This is a genomic window from Pantoea sp. OXWO6B1 (assembly GCF_001641135.1).
In the GTDB taxonomy this organism is placed as follows: domain Bacteria; phylum Pseudomonadota; class Gammaproteobacteria; order Enterobacterales; family Enterobacteriaceae; genus Pantoea; species Pantoea allii.
Window position 1 is genome coordinate 85,555 of sequence record NZ_LWLR01000001.1, and the last position, 16,858, is coordinate 102,412.

The window sequence follows — 16,858 nt, forward strand, 5'->3', positions numbered from 1 at the left end:
AGGTGGTCGTGTGCAGGAAAGAATTAAAGCGTGTTTTACCGAAAGTATTCAAACTCAAATCGCAGCTGCAGAGGCGTTACCCGATGCCATTTCGCGGGCAGCGATGACAATGGTGCAGTCACTTCTTAACGGTAACAAGATACTGAGCTGTGGTAATGGCGCGTCGTCAGCCAATGCTCAGCACTTTGCCGCCAGCATGATCAACCGCTTTGAAACCGAACGCCCCAGCCTGCCCGCACTGGCATTGAGTGCGGACAACGTGATGCTGACGGCAATCAGTAACGATCGCCTGCATGACGAGATCTATGCCAAACAGGTGCGTGCGCTGGGACAAACCGGCGACGTGCTGCTGGCCATCTCTACCCGAGGAAATACACGGGACATCGTGAAGGCGGTTGAAGCCGCCGTCACGCGCGATATGACTATCGTTGCGCTTACCGGTTATGATGGGGGCGAATTAGCCGGATTGCTGGGACCGCAGGATGTGGAAATTCGTATTCCTTCACATCGCAGTGCTCGCATTCAGGAGATGCATATGTTAACACTCAACTGTTTGTGCGATCTGATTGATAACACCTTGTTTCCCCACCAGGAATGACGGAAGGAGCACCAATGAAAGCATTGAACGCTGTAGCCATTGTTTTAACCGCCATGCTGCTGCAAGGCTGCGTCGCGGTGGTTGCTGGTAGCGCCGCTGTTGCGACCAAAACCGCCACCGATCCCCGCTCAGTCGGGACGCAGGTTGATGATGGCACGCTGGAATTACGCGTCAGCAACGCGCTGGCAAAAGATCAGCAAATCAAAACCGATGCCCGCGTCATTGCCACCGCCTATCAGGGCAAAGTGCTGTTAACCGGTCAGGCACCTAGTCAGGACATTGCCAACCGCGCGAAACAGATCACCATGGGCGTTGACGGCGCAACTGAAGTCTATAACGAAATTCGGATTGGGCCGAAAGTCAGCCTTGGCACCTCATCGTCTGACACCTGGATCACCACCAAGATCCGTTCGCAGCTGCTGGGCAGCGATCAGGTGAAATCGTCAAGTGTGAAAGTCACCACGGAAAACGGTGAAGTGTTCCTGTTAGGCCTGGTGACGCCAGACGAAGCCAAAGCCGCCGCAGATATTGCCAGCCGGGTCAGCGGCGTGAAACACGTCACTACCGCCTTCACGATGGTGAAATAACGCTGCGTTAGCCGCTGTCCAGACCTGCTGCTGCCGCACACAGAAAAGCCGCACCCTTTCGGGTTGCGGCTTTTTTTATATGGCAAACAAACGTTAACCGGCTCGCCGTACGGCTGAACACCGCGCTCAGCCAGCGGTGTTATCCGCTGCCATCACCAGAGAAGCATCAGACCGGGATATCAATCACCAGCGCGCGGGTCGGCGTTATTGCCGACAGCCACAGCTGCTGCTCTTCCTGCAAAAATGCCCCATCACCACAGCCCAACTGTTCATGATGCGCAGCACCCGCTGAGGCCTCTAACGCGCCGTGGATGGATTGCAGATAGGCGCGCGCGCCCTGAAGCGGCACCAGGTGTTGTTCCCCTGCTGCCAGCTCAAGCTGATGAATCCAGACCTGCTGTCGCAGCTGAAGGCTGTTGTCGCTGCCATCGGGGGAAGCCAGCAACTGTGAACGCGTTCCGCCAGACAGGGTGATTTTCTGCATACGCGGGTTTTCACGTTCCGGGCAGGCTGCCAGCCAGAGTTGCATGCGCGTTAACGGGCGATCTTTACTCGGGTTAAGTTCGCTATAGCTCACGCCAGGCTGCGCAGAGAGGAGCAGCGCCTCACCTTCACTCACGGTGATGTGATTGCCTTCGCTGTCACGGTATTCCGCCTCTCCCTGCAAAACGATGTTCAGCACATCCACCTGTGGATAGGTGCGCGGCTGAAAAGCCGCGCCAGGTGCCAGAACTTCCTGATTTAAAACGCGTAAGGAGGCATAACCCATCAATTTGGGGTCGAAATAGTGGCCAAAAGAGAAACTGTAGCGCGCCTGTAACCAACCGTAATCGGCCTGACCACAAGCGGATGCACTGCGTGTCGTAATCATTCTTTACCTCCTGCATCCGTCGGCAAGGATCGACGACGGGTATGATTCCTTTATGGTAAAAGTCTGGACGCCGGATTGTTAGCCAGTTAATCTGCCCGGCATATTCAAATTTCCTGACAGAGAACCGGGATGGCTAAAGATCGTGCGTTAACCCTCGAAGCATTGCGTGTGATGGATGCTATCGATCGCCGTGGCAGCTTTGCCGCCGCCGCCGATGAGTTAGGGCGCGTGCCCTCGGCGCTCAGCTACACCATGCAGAAACTGGAAGAAGAGCTGGATGTGGTCCTGTTTGACCGCTCAGGCCACCGTACCAAGTTCACCAATGTAGGAAGAATGCTGCTTGAGCGCGGTCGGGTTTTGCTGGAAGCCGCCGATAAACTCACTACCGATGCCGAGGCACTGGCGCGCGGCTGGGAAACCCAGTTGACCATCGTCACGGAAGCATTAATCCCCACCGATGCACTGTTTCCGTTAGTCACTAAGCTGGCTGACAAGGCCAACACGCAGATTTCCATCATGACAGAAGTCCTGGCGGGGGCATGGGAAAGGCTGGAACAGGGGCGGGCCGATATCGTAATTGCACCGGATATGCATTTTCGCGCCTCTACCGAGATTAACACCCGCAAACTTTACAGCATCATCAGCGTTTACGTTGCCAGCCCGGACCATCCGATCCACGACGAACCTGAGCCGCTTTCAGAAGTCACGCGGGTGAAATATCGCGGTATTGCCGTGGCGGATACGGCCCGTGAGCGCCCGGTTCTGACCGTGCAACTGCTGGATAAGCAACAGCGCCTGACCGTCAGTACGATGGATGATAAACGTCGCGCGCTTCTGGCTGGTTTGGGCGTGGCAACCATGCCTTATAACATGGTGGAACAGGACATTGCAGAGGGACGCTTGCGGGTGGTCAGCCCGGAGTATTCCCGCGAGGTCGATATCATCATGGCATGGCGGCGTGACAGCATGGGGGAAGCAAAAGCCTGGTGCCTGCGCGAAATCCCCCGCCTGCTGGCAAAGAAAAATTAACCTGACGAGAACGATCCCCTGATGTTTACAGTCGACTCAGGCAGTCCAGCGCGACGGTTTTAAAACAGGCAAAGTCGCTGCTGTCACGTAAACGCGTCATGGCCCGCTCGCGCATAAACGTCACAAACAGGTCGTAGATAGCCATCGCTTCTTCATACTCGTTTTTGCTGATCGCCAGCAGGAATATCACGTAAGCCGTATCGTCTCCCCAGGGAATACCTTGCGGGGCCAGAACGGTATAGACGACCGTTTTTTTCGCCATCAGGCCCAGCGAGTGCGGTAGCGCAATGCCCTCACCCAACATGGTGCTGACGATGGCTTCACGCTCCTCGACGGAGGCATAAAACGCGTCGTCCACCACGCCTTCCGCTTCCAGCTGATGGCACAATAACCGGAACAGCGCAGACTGGGTCATCGGTTCGTCGATAATCCTGAAATGACGGGCATCAAAAAATTTCTCCAACATATAGGGTCGGGTGCGATCGACCAGCACCAGCTTACCTATCTGCTCCAGCTGAAATTCCGTGGGGAAAGGTGCCACCACGACAACCGGTTTCTCTTTTTCACTCAGCCGCGTGGTGGAAATTACAAAATCTTCTTCGATGCGCTGACGGGCTTCATATTCACGCTGCGACAGGCACTGGGTGACCTGCAACTGCGGATAGTTACGCATCAGCATGGCTTCTATCATGCGGAGCGTGGAGTTGCCGCTGTCGCACACCAGCAATACCTGAGGGCGACGCTGATAGCCCACATCATAATGGCGCTCCAGCCCGACGCCGATGTGGAGCACCAGAAAGCCAATTTCATTTTCGCTGATGGTATAGGGCGAGTATTTGCCCCAGCTGGACACCGCCGCCAGGGTCACGTCATAGGCCATCGGATAATGCTGTTTGATGTTGCTTAACAGGGGATTGGGGATATGGATCTGGTAACGCACCCGCGTGATCATGGTTTTAATGTGGGTCAGCAGATCGGCCCGGAGCTGTGGATCGTTCTGGAGATTGTAATAGTAATGGGTGTTAATAAAACTGAGCAGATAATCGACCAGCGCATCCGCATCGTCCGCATTAATGGCGCTGGGGGCAATGTCCTGAATACGTCGGGCGGCGATATTTACCCGCAGCCAGCTCTCTTCCGCCGGAGAAATGGGTTTTGCGATGAGCGGCCGCAGCGCATGAATCAGGGTTTGCGCCGACTCGCGCACGTCATCACCGATCTCTTCCGCCTGGGGATCGCTCAATGGGTAGCCTTCATTGATACGACGTATCGCCACCGCGCAGTAAAAGCGCAAATAGCGCTCGCCTTCATCGCTAAGGCGGATATTGTGCTGGGTAAAGCTGCTTTGCAGCAGCGGCTGCAGAGTGTCCAGCAGGCCGTTTTCCAGCGATTCCGGCACAATCAATGGGCTGTCCGGCTGCTCTTGCTCGATCTGAATCAGCAGATCGGTTAAGCAAGTGCGGATCGCCACTTCACTGCCAAACAGTTTCATGCCGTGATGGGGCTTACTTTCGATGCTCAACTGATAACGCCCGAGCCAGTCGCGCACGTCGGCCATATCATTTTGCAGCGTGGCACGGCTGACAAACCACTCCTCCGCCAGGTTTTCCAGCTTCAACGAATAAGCAGCGGTCAGAAAGCGCACCAGCAGGTAGCGGATTCGGTCGTGTGAAGTACGCGGCACCCGCAGCGGTGCGCGCGTTTGCTGTTGCAGCACGTTAAAACGCTGCACATCGCTAATTTTAAGCTGGTAACCCGCCCCGCGATTCAACACAAACTGCGCCCCATGCTCCTGTAGCAAGGCGTTAAGCGCGGTGATATCCGTTCGTACGGTGCGCGTTGATACAGCGAAGCGCCGCGCCAGTTCATCCTGGGGCAGCGTTTCGTTTTTCAACGCGTCAAACAGTTGCGCAAGGCGCTGGTTAGGAAATCTCACGTTGGGTTACCTGCTGCAGCCATTAACAAGGACGAGGTAAACGCCAGACTGCCAAAAACAGACGGCAGCGTTATCATGCCTGTGCGCCGTCATCACGTCCATGAAGCGGCGCACAGGCCTGGACTCAGTCCAGCAGACCTTTACAGATGGCCAGTAGCTGACGCACGTCTTCTACGCGGGTTTCACCACTGGCGCTGTCGATGATCGAACTGTAAACATGGGGAATGACTTTGCTTACGCCAGCATCCAGGGCAATGCGCAGGATCGGCCCGACGTTTTGCAGATCAATCCCGCCCGTGGGTTCCAGCCAAAAATCCTGCTTCGCACAGGCTTCGGCGACAGCGCGGAACTCCTCTGCCGTCGCCAGCCCGCCCATCGGGAAGTACTTCACGGAACTGCCGCCCATGTCTTTCAGGAGCGCAATCGCGGTATCGACTGGCACAATGCCGTCGCTGGCCTGTGAGCTGAGCGGCCCGGTGGAAATCTTCACTTTACCCGGCGTCCCGGTGGGCGAAATCAGCCCGTTGACCACCGTTTGTGACTGACCGAGCAGCGCACGACTGGTGCCCACGCCGGTGAACACCTGATTGACGTGCTGCGGCTGCAGCACCGCTGCAATCTCACTCACCCTCTGCGACATACGAGGATCGCCCGCCCCCAGACCGATGGACAGCGCGTTATCAATCAGCGCGGCGTATTCGCGCATATCCGCAATAGCGGCGTCGTTGCTGGTGTAATTTTTTGATAATACGCCAACCAGGACGTGCCCTTCTGCGGCCTGCCAGATAGCGCGGGCATTCTCTTTTGAGCCTGCCAGCACGTTAAGGCACAGGCGGTCCTGATAAAAATTTGGGGTGAGCGTCATGCTATTTTTCTCCTGTTAACAGCGCCTGAATGCGGGTGAAAATAATATGCAGTTGGTCAGCACTGACGCTGCGCACGTCGGCCTCAATAATGCCTTCGTTGGCCTTGTAGCCACGGAAGTAAATGGCGATATCACCGTTTTTCAGGGCCTGCACCAGGTCGCCGGTTTGGTGCCCGATCGCGCGCTCATCAAAGTGAATTTCTGCACGAGCAATGTCACGTCCGGCGGCATCCCACACAACGCGGGCGCTCACGCCGTTCAGCCCGTTGAGGTTGTTGATAAAAGGCGTCATTTTTTCCACCATCTGCGCGCCGGTGGTTTTTGGCTGGGTCAGGTAGGACTCAATCGCCTGCGTCAGTCCCAGAATGCCCTCTTTACCGACTTTCATGGTGCGACCAATGCCGTTGCTCTGGCGCTTCACCCACTCAACAAGCTGATGCTTCCCGATAACCAGGCCGCTGGTAGGGCCTTCGATGGCTTTGGCTCCGCTGTAAATGACCAGGTCGGCACCCGCCTGGTAATAACACTGCAGATCTTCTTCTGCGGCGGCATCCACGATAAGCGGCACGCCATGCTTACGTGCCACCTCTGCCGCCTGCGCGACGCTCAGGTGGCTCTTTTGCACGCAATGATGCGACTTCACATAGAGAATGGCCGCCGTCTGGGCGGTGATCGCGGCGGCAAGCTGCTGTGGAGAGCACTCATTACTGTAGCCGGCCTCCACAACCCGACCGCCGCCCAGCGCGATCATGCTGCCGACGGGCGCGCCGTAATTCACGTTATGGCCTTTCGGCACCACGATGTCATGCGCTACGGTTAGCGGTGCCGTGTGCAGGTTATCCAGCAGCCAGTCATCGTCTTTTACAATCACCGCCGCCACGCTCTGGGCGATGCCCGCTGAGGCACAGGATACCACCAGCGCATTTTCTACCTGCAGCAGCCTGGCAATGTAAGCGCCGGTCTTATCGACCAGATCCTTGACTTCAAAATAGTGCTCCAGGCCGTACTCAACCGTCTCAACCACGTCGCGGGCCGGTGTGGACACGCCAAGGATGGTCATGCGCCCAGAGGCATTAATGACCTGTTTCAGGCCATATTTCTCATACAGTGAAGACATTGTGTTTTTTCCCTTCTTCCGTCATCCAGCACTCACCAGCGACGATAGCCGCCAGTGGAATAAGTTGGCGATCGCCCTGTTCGGTCAGCCCTTCCGTATCCACAAATGACACGGGTTCCTGCGCCACGCTGAACAGGGTAAAGTCGGCGTCATAGCCGGGTTGGATACTGCCTTTGCTGTGCAATCTCAGCCCGCTGGCCGCCTGATGAGTTACGCAGGCAATAATCTGCGGCAGCGTCATCCCCACATTGAAAAATTTCGACATCACGTGCGCCAGGGTATAAACCGGCCCGTTCAGGCGATTGCGGCAGTAGATATCCGAACTGATGCTGTGCGGCAGAATGCCCTGCGCTATCGCCGCGCGTGCCACCTCAAAGCTGAAGCTGGCACTGCCGTGGCCGACATCAAGGCGCACGTCCCGCGCCAGCGCATTTTTCACCGCCGCACGGAGCTGCCCTTCGGGCGTCAGAATGCGGTTCGGCTTGCCGTTGTAACAATGGGTGATGATGTCACCGGAGGTCAGTAACGCGGCGATTTCATCCAGGTTCGGGGGAGTGTTACCAATGTGTACCATCAGGGGCAGGTCGCCATTTTCCTGCTGAATCGCCTTTGCCAGCACCAGCGGCGTGATGCCGTTTTCGCCCACCACACTGCTGCTCATTCGGGCTTTGAACCCCAGAATAAAGTCAGGATGACGCCGCACCGCATCGGCTATGGCCGGGCGATCAATCTGCGTCATATCCGCCAGTTCATTTTGGGTAACAATGCCGGTGCGGGCGATGTTCAGCAGGGCGTAAACCTGGGTGGTGGCCGCCCGCGTGATCTGCCAGAAATCATCGATGTCGTCTGCCCCTGTACTGCCAGCATCCACAACGCAGGTTACACCGCACGCCACACCGACGTGGTCAGGGTGATCGTGATAGATCGGCGAGTTGGCGTAGCAGTGCACATGCGAATCGATCCAGCCAGCGCTAAGATAACAGTCCGCCGCCAGCGTTTTTTCCACTGTTGCCCTGCCGCTCACCTCACCCACCTCGGCAATTTTACCGTCGCGTATGGCGATATCGATCAGACTGTCATCCGGCAAACGTGCCCGACGCAGAATCAGATCGTACATAGAAACCTCCTTTGGCTCGCCCGATCGGCCTGAACCGATCGGGCATCGCCGCGATCAGATCGCGACCGGAAAAATCGCCCCAAGGATCATCGCGCCGAGGATCGCCCCGCCGGTGATCGGTTTATTCCACAGATAGAACACCAGCGCGCCCAGCAGTGAACCGAGGCCAATCGGGATCGAGGCACCCATGGCAGCCAGAATAATCAGCGGCCCCAGAAAGCGTCCTGATGCATTGCCCGCGCCCATCATCACGTCCGCACCATAGGTACTGTTGCTTTGATTAATGGTGAATTTACGCGCCAGAATGATGACGTAGCCTATCGCCACGCCAATAACCAGACCGGTGACCAGCGAAGCCGCAAAATTCGCAACCGGGAAGACAAAACCCGCGCCCAGCAGCAGCGCGGGCACGCCCAGCCCGACGCCGGTCTGAATCGCCCCGCCGATATCCAGAATCCCGACCAGCGATCCTTCGATGATACGGGCGAACAAAAAGCTGGCACCGAAAGCGGCAACCTCACCATAAACCCCCGTATCAATGCCCGCGCGTAACATAGAGACGAAAGCCACCTCGTTGAAAGCCCCGATGCCGTACAGGTAGTACATATGGGTTCCGGCAAACACGCCGGAGGAGAGCAAACCGACAAAAATCGGGAACGACCAGTCGGCATACCAGAAACCTTTGTTTGATTCTTCCATTGCAGATGCTCCGTTATTTGCCGCTCAGGCTGTTATGAATACTGTCGAGCCAGCCAGGAATGCCAAGCTGGAAGGATTGCAGCATCTTCATATCGAAACCGCGGAAGAAGGCGCTGAGGACAAACAAGGCGACGATGGCGCTCATCATGACTTTGGTCACTTTGTTCCAGCCGCTCTCTTCAACCCCTTTCCCAATCAAAATGCCCAGCACCAGGCCCGGTACGGCATTGCCCATAATCAGCTGTGCCAGACCGCCAAAGATAGTGGCCCAGAAGCCCGATTTTTTACCGGCATCAATCGCTGCCAGCCAGAAGATCACCGGCATGACGGTGTTAACCAGCAGATTGGCTGCCGGCACCAGGACCTTCACCGCCGTGACCTGCAGGGCCGCTGGCACAGCAGAGGCGGTCGAGTTGAGAAAAGCCACCACCACCATGCCGATGATGCCGCAGGCGATAGCCATCTTTTTAGGATCGTGCAGCGTTTGCGCGACATTGCGGTTTTTGACCATGATTGCCGCCGCGCCCCAGTTGGGGATGATGCGGTGATCCACATCCTGGGTGAACGCGCCAGCCGCCACAGAGGAAGCCCAGGCATTAAAGAAGAACCCCAACCCAAAAGAGAAGTGAGAGGCAGGATCGCCTTCACAGGAGTTGAGTTCACCCAGTGTGCGAAATGCGCCCATACCTTGTGTCGTCGGCGCATGGAACATGCGGGCGGCACCTGCACCCACACCGACGCCCACAAGGCCGCCGATAATTAACGACTTGAGCAAAATGATGAGAAACATCCTCTTTCCTTATATAAGTTGTTTGAGGCGAGGTTTACACGCGGGTGAAGTCGACTTTGTCACCGTCCAGGCAGGTCACATTGATGGTGACCTCCAGGTCGACGCTGAAGTGCCTGCGCTCACGTGCCAGGAAAAAGAAAAGGAATTTTTCAGTTGTGACGCGTTCCAGCGCACGCACCACCTTTACGTCCTGCGGTTCAATGCGCAGCAGAATCTTATTGGCGTTGCGCAGGACTTCGTGCTGTACCCGGCTAAGCGCATCTGCAAAGGCTTTCGCTTTGGTATCGCCCTTACCGCTTACGGCAACCGAGGTTGTAAAGGTCTCTTTCATTCCTTATCCACCGTGTTTTTTGCGCCAGGCCTGAACCAGACGTTCGCCCAGCTCTTCTTTGTCCATAAAGCCAAAGCCCAGCACGTTGGCCCCTTCATTAATGGCGGTCACGCCTTCGTCAACGGAGCGCATGCCGTGTTTGGCCTTATAGCCATATTTGTTTTGCGCCGTAATCGCACCTGCACCGCCGCTGCCGCAAAAGGAGATACCAAAATCCGCCGCCTCTGCTTTCATGACATCGCCCAGCTTCATGTCCGCCGCGACACCGGGCACGACCACCGCACGGCCACCCGCTTTCTCTACGCCAGCCGCGACTTTCTGTCCTTTACCTAAACGATCGCCAATCACTACGGTTACCATATGTCTGTTCCTCTCACGGTTGAAAAATTAGTCGTTCTTCGCTACTTCAAAGTGGACGGAGAGCAGCCAGGCTTCTTCTGGTGGTAAATTGCCAAACAGATCCACCACCTGCTGCGCCAGCGCCATCGACTCCCTGGAGATTTCGTCAAACAGGTCAGCCTCAACCTCTGGCAGACTTTCCCCGGTCACGGATCGCAATGCCATGGCCCGCACATGCGAAGCCAGCATCTGGATCTGCACGGCATTCGGCTGGATGGATCGCTCAGCAAAAAGCGCCCCAATCTGCGACATCACGCGATCCGCCAGGGCCTGAATAGTTTGCTGTTCGTCTTGTGACGCATTCATCGCTACCGCTCCATTACACATACTCATCGTCTGCTTACCGTTACGCGTTTAGCGCGATCCCAAACTAACCAGCGACGGGACGGCTGTGGAGAAGGACTTTTTCCGTTTCAAAGTGGAAATCCTGCACCCGTGAGCGATCGGTAGCGCAAACTTCAGCTATCGCCTGGCCGGAATGATTTTTTTGTTAACAGAAACAGAGAGTTAATAATAGGATGTAAAACGGGCAAGACGGCACGGGAGGGATAAGCGGAAATTTGGGTTGCTGGTCAGCCGTCACAAAACCAACAAACAGCAACCCTGAGGATCGGGTTAACAGAGAAACTTATGACGCCGCGTTCGAGGGTTTTGTTAATCGCTTCACGCCGGGGTTGTCGACAGCAGGCTGGAGGCGATGCTTTTTACGTCGGCCAATGGCGGCCACGATCAGGGCGAAACGGGCTTCATTGAGCCTGTAGCAGAACCCCATGATCAGCGCCGCGACAATCGCCAGCGTGCAGGGCCAGATAAAGATCAACTGCCTTAACCCCGCCAGCGTAGCGCTACTTTGTACGGTGTTCGGCACGTAGCCTATCTGCGTCAGCATCAGGCCGGGCAAAAAACCCGCCAGCGCGGCAGAAATTTTACGAAAGAAGGTGTAGCCAGTGTAACAGGCACCTTCTGCCCGAATACCGGTTTTCCACTCGCCGTATTCTACGGTATCCGGTACCAGCGCCCAGTTAAGGCTGTTAACGAACGCCGTGCCGAAAAATGCCACGCAGGAGAACATGACGAACAGCAGAGAGCTGTTCCCCCAGAGAAAGTTACACAGATCGCCCACGGCCCACAGGAGTAACCCACCCAGGTAGACCTGTTTTTTACCGAACTGTTTTACCGCTGTGGGCACCAGCAGCACCCCGACCAGGATACAGCCCATACTGAAAAAGCCCATCCAGGCGAGCAGATGCACATCATTCAGGACGTACTGGGTGTAATACACCTGGATGGCCAGTTTGATGTTAAACGCCGCCAGGGTACACAGGTTCGCCAGGCACAGGACGCGTAACGGTGGATTGTGAAAGATAGCGCGAAATGCCGTTGCTACGCCGGGTTTATGATGGGCTGGCGTGACCTCAACATAGCGCTCTTTGACGCCGCGGTAACAACAGGCCATGCACAGCATTCCGCAGGTCACAAAGAGCGCGGCAGCCACCTGATAGCCCAACGCGCTTTTGCCGACAAACAGCGACTGGATTGGCATAAAGCATACGGTACACACCAGCAATCCCAACGTTGCCCCACCTTGTCGCCAGGCGGCAAGATGAGCGCGCTCCGTGGGATTTTTGGTGATAGCCGGCACCATGGCCCCATACGAACAGTTCATCAGGCTGTAAAACAGGCCGAACATCATAAACAGCGCCGTCGCGATCGTGGTCTTTACCGTCAGGCTAAAGTCGTTAGCAACAAACTGTGCCGCAGCCACCAGCGCTACCGGCAGTGAGAAACAGAGAATAAACGGCCTGAATTTGCCCCTGGTGCCAATATGGCGGCGTGAATCCAGCACAATGCCGGTGAACATATCCGTGACGGCGGTGAAGAATTTGGCCACCAGGAAAATCACGCCGCCGTACCAGGCTGGCATGCCCAGCTCATCGGTGTAGAACTTGAGTAAATAAAGCGTCCCAATAGTCAGCATCAGGTTGGAGCCAAAATCACCGAGGCCGTAAGCAAACTTCTCGCGCAGAGGGAGTTTCAGCGTGAGGGGATCGGAGCCTGTATTCATAAGTGATCCTTTTAGCGCCGCGACCGGCGCAGTCACAGAGCCAAATCAGCGCTGACGTTTACGGGCATCAATCTCTTCAATGATACGGACGTACATTTTTTCATTGAGGTTGTAGAAGCAGCCCATTGCCACAATCGTGGTGACCGCCAGCGCGCCGGGATAAATAAACATCAGCTGCTTTAAGCCCTCGACAGTGGCAGCTGACTGAATGACGTTGGGGACATAGCCGATTTGCGTCAGCATCCAGCCGGGGAAGAAGCCAGCCAGCGCCTGGGATACCTTACGGAAGAAGGTAAAGCCGGTATAAACCGTGCCTTCAGAACGGACGCCCGTCCGCCATTCGCCGTACTCTACGGTATCGGACACCAGCGCCCAGTTGAGGCTGTTCACAAAGGCAGAGCCAAAAAAAGCCAGGCAGGACCAGGCGACAAAACTGACCGAACCGCCACCGATAAAATAGTTGAGCAGGTCACCGACAACCCAAATCACTAATCCACCGATATACACTTTTTTCTTGCCAAAGCGCCGCACCGCGCCCGGCATCATGAACACGCCGATAAAAATGCATCCCATGCTGAAAAACCCCATCCATGACAGCAAAATGGGATCGTTCAGAACGTACTGGGTGTAGTACACCTGAATCGCCAGCTTGACGTTAAACGCCCCGAGCGTGCAGAGGTTGGCAATGCACAAGATAAACAACGGCCGGTTACCGGCTATCGCCCGGAAAGAGAGCAGCAGGCCCGGCTTTTGTGCCGGACTGGCTGGGGCGTTTTCGACATAGCGTTCTTTAACACCGGCGTAGCACCACCACATGAAAAACAGCCCAAACGCCGAAAACAGCGTGGCGGCTACGATATAGCCCAGCTGCGGGCTTCCTTCCATCAGGTTCATCACCGGGACAAAACCCACCGTACAGATCAGCAGGCCCAGCGTTGCGCCGCCCTGTCGCCAGGCGGCCAGCGAGGCCCGTTCGTTAGGGTTTTTCGTCATGGCCGGCACCATCGCCCCGTAGGAGCAGTTCATCATGCTGAAGAACAGGCCGTAGAGCATAAAGAGCACGGTTGCCACTATCGTTTTGCCGGTCATGTCGAACGGCGTTCCAACAAAATTGGCGATAGCCAACAGGGTCACCGGAAACGCGGCATACAGCACAAAGGGGCGGAACTTGCCTTTCGGGCCAATCCTGCGCCGCGAATCCAGCATGATGCCGGTGCCCATATCGGTAAAGGCAGTAAAAAACTTGGCAACCAGAAAGATGATTCCGCCGTAGGTGCCCGGCAGTTCCAGCACGTCGGTATAAAACTTCAGTAGGTAGAGCGTACCGATATCTAACAAAATGTTTGAACCCAGATCGCCCATGCCATAGGCGACTTTCTCTTTAAAGGGCAAGCGTAATGTTGCCGGTTCATTGCCGGAAGGAAGGGGTTGCTGGCTCATGAGTTATCTCCGCAGCCCCACTGAGAAAGTCAGTGAGGCTGCTTTTTTCAGGATGGGTTAGACGGGTTCTGCTGCGCAATGTCAGCCCGGATAGCCGCCACTTTTTTGCCAAACAGCAGCTGCATCACGGCCAGCAAGCCAAACGACGGCACCAGCACCCACCATTCAGGGATAGCCAGCGCGCCCTTAATCAGCATGGAGCCGGAGGCAATCAGCAGGAGAAACACCATCAGGCGGAAAGCACTGACGGAGATGCGTTGGTGCACGTACTGGCCCACTAACGATCCCAGGATCATGGTGGGAATGCAGAACATCACCAGCTTGATTGTTGAGATTGTTAACATGCCGCTGGTGGTCAGGCCGCCAATAATGGCGATGTTATTCGCGGTGAAAAACGCATTGAGCGTGCCGCGAAAAGCCGCCGGTGCCAGATTCCTTAACATGCCGTAGATCACCACCGGTGGGCCGTTGGTGGCAAAAGCCGATCCCAGCGCCCCGGCAATCACGCCCGTTGGCACCACAATCCAGTTTTTGTCATACACAGGCAGACGAGGAATAAACAGGCTGTAGAACGAATACAGAATCAGGAAGGTGCCCAGTCCGGTTTTCATGATGTAATCCGGGAAATTGGACAGCGCGTAGATCCCCAACGGGATACCGGCAAACGAGAACAGGATCAGCACCAGGGCTGACTTCCAGTTGGTTTCTTTGCGCGACAGCCAGGCGGCATACAGCGCGGTTGCCGTGCCCACGATGACCGACATCGGGGCCGCCATTTTGACCGGCAGCAGTAAGGTTACCAGCGGCATGGTAACCAGTGCACCGCCAAACCCCGCACAGATGCCGATAAAGGTGTACAGGAACATAATGGCAATAATGATCCAGACCACATCGGTGGTGATTTCCAGCCCTTCCGGTGTAAACAGAGTAAAGAAATCCATAATCTTTTCTCCCGCTACTGTGGCAACGTTTAGCTGCCTGTTAACCCTAATGAAGCAAACAATGGCTGCCATTCGCTGTCGGCACGATAAAACACCGGCGGTTTGCCCAGCGGGGCGGCGACGGTGATATCACCGCCGTTAACGCTTTCACCGGTCCACATGTTGACCCAGTGGTCTTCGGGCAGGTAGAGCGACCAGTCGCGGCGGCCTTCTTCATAGACCGGCGCAACCAGCAGGTCACGCCCCAACAGATATTGGTATTTCAGCGCATAGGTGCGGGCATCCGCTTCATAGTGCAGAAATAACGGACGCATAACGGGCAACCCGGCGCGGGCGTTCTGCGCGACAGCCTGTTTGAGATAGGGTTTTAACGTGGTGAAGATCGTGGACATGCGGGCAAAGTGGGCAATGGTTTCTTCATCGCTATCAAACTGCCAGTTATCGCCGGGACGGTTCCCTTCATGGGTACGCATCATCGGGGTAAAGGTATTGAAGTCACACCAGCGAAGCAGGAGTTCTTTACTGCGTTGCATCCCATACAGCGTGGTGTAGCCACCGATGTCGCTGTGATGCAAACCGTGACCACTCATCGCCAGTGACAAGGCGGCAGGCACCACCGAGGCCAGGCCATCGTCCAGGCTCCAGTCCACATTTTGATCACCGGCCCACATCATCACGGAGTACTTCTGGCTGCCGGTATAACCCGCGCGCATAAAGAACAGAACGTCACCGAGTTTGCCGGTTTCTTCCAGCGCCTCATAGTTGCACTTCGCCCATAGCGCCGGCCAGGCGTTATGCATAATTTCGGCACTGACGCCGTTGTGCAAGTGGGTGTCCGTCGGCAGGTACTCGCCAAAATCCGCCATCCAGCCGCGACAGCCCAGGGCAATCAAATTGTCTTTGATCACGCCTTTGAACCACTGATATGCCTCCGGATTAGTGAGATCGACCACGCCCGCATAAAACTCGCCAAATTCAACGTGGTAATCCTGCCCTGCCGCATCTTTGGTCAGATAACCCTTGCGGGCGGCCTCTTCGCACAGACTGCGGTCGCTGGCCACATAAGGGTTGATATACGACAGGAACTGAACGCCTTCCGCTTTCCACTGCTGAATACGCGTGTCCAGATGGGGATAACACGCGCTGTCCCACTGCCAGTTCCACATCACGCGCTTGCCGAAGGAGGTCATTCGGATGCCGGACCAGTCCTGCGCCCAGATACCGTTCACTTTCACGCCCGCCTGCCGCATTCTGTCGAGCTTCTGCTGGCATACCTCGGTGCCACCCTGAATACCCAGCGTGATGCCATCGTAAACCCAGTCAGGCAGTTCCGGCTGACGACCCAACAGGGCACTCATTTTTTCCAGCAGAGCAATATAAGTGTCAGCGCACTCAAAACGTAATGTGGCGTTATTTTCCCAGAAAGCCAGTTCGTGGTAATCCGCGGCACTGAAGTCAAAATTCATGTAGCCGCTGTTATCCACGTGGCAGTAGAACTTCTGGCTGCTGACAAACGTCGGCTGCGGGAAGAAGGTCCAGTAGTAATCCCCCCCGGCATTCTCGGCACAGTCAGCCTGCCAGGTCACCGCGCTTTTTTTATTGCGCCCGACGCCCTGTTCGCTGGTCCAGAGTGGGAAAGGTTTACCACGCAGATCAAAACAGGAGAATTGCTCGCCACAGCCGTAGATGTGATCGTCTGCCTGCGCTGACAACCTCAGCCAGATACGATTAAGCCCGCCAGAATCATTTGTCAGCGCAAGCTGTAGGCGGCCTTTTTCATCCGTGCCAATCGTCAGCGTGGCACTGAACACCTCGCCGCGTGAGAAGCGTACCGTCCAGCCGGTGTCCTGGGTGGTAATCACCGCCTCTGTGAGCGCCAGCTTTTCATTCAGCCGGTCTTTGATGCTGAAATTGCCGCGAAACATATCGATATCGGCCTTGCCGTTGCCAATCCACAGACAGGGTTTTTCCTTGCTGTGGCTCATAATCTGTCGGTTTTGATAAGTCAGTGAAAAGCCGTCACCGGCGGCAGTAAGCGTTACGCCTGCCGTCTCAGGATGTTGTAAGTGCATT

The 16,858-nt window shown here is 55.9% G+C and carries 17 protein-coding genes; 3 read left to right on the plus strand and 14 right to left on the minus strand.

The window, feature by feature from the left end:
• Window positions 1-10 precede the first annotated feature (10 nt).
• A complete protein-coding gene (diaA, locus tag A6A26_RS02645) occupies window positions 11-598 on the plus strand; it encodes a DnaA initiator-associating protein DiaA (RefSeq protein ID WP_013027345.1) in 588 nt (195 codons plus the stop codon).
• A 14-nt stretch (window positions 599-612) separates the two neighbouring features.
• Window positions 613-1,185: a division/outer membrane stress-associated lipid-binding lipoprotein gene (gene dolP / locus A6A26_RS02650; RefSeq protein ID WP_063877365.1), complete on the plus strand. Its 573-nt coding sequence runs from the start codon at window positions 613-615 to the stop codon at window positions 1,183-1,185.
• A gap of 166 nt (window positions 1,186-1,351) precedes the next feature.
• On the opposite strand, the gene A6A26_RS02655 is transcribed toward dolP, so the two are convergent.
• Window positions 1,352-2,056, minus strand: coding sequence for a pirin family protein (locus tag A6A26_RS02655; protein ID WP_063877366.1), 705 nt, complete (start codon window positions 2,054-2,056; stop codon window positions 1,352-1,354).
• Window positions 2,057-2,185: 129 nt separating this feature from the next.
• Between A6A26_RS02655 and A6A26_RS02660 the strand changes: the two genes are divergently transcribed.
• The gene (locus A6A26_RS02660; RefSeq protein ID WP_063877367.1) at window positions 2,186-3,085 is read left to right on the plus strand and encodes a LysR family transcriptional regulator; all 900 of its coding nucleotides are present in this window, start codon (window positions 2,186-2,188) and stop codon (window positions 3,083-3,085) included.
• A gap of 25 nt (window positions 3,086-3,110) precedes the next feature.
• On the opposite strand, the gene A6A26_RS02665 is transcribed toward A6A26_RS02660, so the two are convergent.
• The 13 genes from A6A26_RS02665 to A6A26_RS02725 form a co-directional block, all read right to left on the minus strand.
• On the minus strand, window positions 3,111-5,021 hold the full coding sequence (locus A6A26_RS02665) for a BglG family transcription antiterminator (RefSeq protein WP_063877368.1): 1,911 nt from the start codon (window positions 5,019-5,021) through the stop codon (window positions 3,111-3,113).
• Between the two features lie 124 nt (window positions 5,022-5,145).
• Window positions 5,146-5,886 carry a 2-dehydro-3-deoxy-phosphogluconate aldolase gene (locus tag A6A26_RS02670; protein ID WP_063877369.1) on the minus strand — a complete coding sequence of 247 codons (741 nt, stop codon included), beginning with the start codon at window positions 5,884-5,886 and terminating at the stop codon, window positions 5,146-5,148.
• A 1-nt stretch (window position 5,887) separates the two neighbouring features.
• Window positions 5,888-7,003, minus strand: a complete 1,116-nt coding sequence (locus A6A26_RS02675) for a DgaE family pyridoxal phosphate-dependent ammonia lyase (RefSeq protein WP_063877370.1) — start codon at window positions 7,001-7,003, stop codon at window positions 5,888-5,890.
• Complete coding sequence (locus A6A26_RS02680; protein WP_063877371.1) at window positions 6,987-8,120, minus strand: amidohydrolase/deacetylase family metallohydrolase; 1,134 nt, start codon at window positions 8,118-8,120, stop codon at window positions 6,987-6,989. The genes A6A26_RS02675 and A6A26_RS02680 overlap by 17 nt, the downstream gene beginning before the upstream one ends.
• 54 nt (window positions 8,121-8,174) lie before the next feature.
• On the minus strand, window positions 8,175-8,819 hold the full coding sequence (locus tag A6A26_RS02685; RefSeq protein WP_063877372.1) for a DUF4310 family protein: 645 nt from the start codon (window positions 8,817-8,819) through the stop codon (window positions 8,175-8,177).
• 13 nt (window positions 8,820-8,832) lie between these two features.
• Window positions 8,833-9,609 (minus strand): DUF4311 domain-containing protein, encoded by a 777-nt coding sequence (locus A6A26_RS02690; protein ID WP_063877373.1) that lies wholly within the window; start codon window positions 9,607-9,609, stop codon window positions 8,833-8,835.
• A 34-nt stretch (window positions 9,610-9,643) separates the two neighbouring features.
• Window positions 9,644-9,940 (minus strand): DUF4312 family protein, encoded by a 297-nt coding sequence (locus tag A6A26_RS02695; RefSeq protein ID WP_063877374.1) that lies wholly within the window; start codon window positions 9,938-9,940, stop codon window positions 9,644-9,646.
• A gap of 3 nt (window positions 9,941-9,943) precedes the next feature.
• Window positions 9,944-10,300: an SFCGS family glycine-rich protein gene (locus A6A26_RS02700; RefSeq protein ID WP_063877375.1), complete on the minus strand. Its 357-nt coding sequence runs from the start codon at window positions 10,298-10,300 to the stop codon at window positions 9,944-9,946.
• A 27-nt stretch (window positions 10,301-10,327) separates the two neighbouring features.
• The gene (locus tag A6A26_RS02705; protein ID WP_370513243.1) at window positions 10,328-10,672 is read right to left on the minus strand and encodes a glycine dehydrogenase; all 345 of its coding nucleotides are present in this window, start codon (window positions 10,670-10,672) and stop codon (window positions 10,328-10,330) included.
• Between the two features lie 295 nt (window positions 10,673-10,967).
• Entirely contained in the window at window positions 10,968-12,404 is a 1,437-nt protein-coding gene (locus A6A26_RS02710) for an MFS transporter (RefSeq protein WP_063877377.1), read from the minus strand.
• A 45-nt stretch (window positions 12,405-12,449) separates the two neighbouring features.
• Entirely contained in the window at window positions 12,450-13,844 is a 1,395-nt protein-coding gene (locus A6A26_RS02715; RefSeq protein WP_063877378.1) for an MFS transporter, read from the minus strand.
• 47 nt (window positions 13,845-13,891) lie between these two features.
• Window positions 13,892-14,785: a sulfite exporter TauE/SafE family protein gene (locus A6A26_RS02720; protein ID WP_063877379.1), complete on the minus strand. Its 894-nt coding sequence runs from the start codon at window positions 14,783-14,785 to the stop codon at window positions 13,892-13,894.
• Window positions 14,786-14,814: 29 nt separating this feature from the next.
• Entirely contained in the window at window positions 14,815-16,857 is a 2,043-nt protein-coding gene (locus A6A26_RS02725; protein ID WP_063877380.1) for an alpha-glucosidase, read from the minus strand.
• Between the last annotated feature and the right edge of the window lies 1 nt (window position 16,858).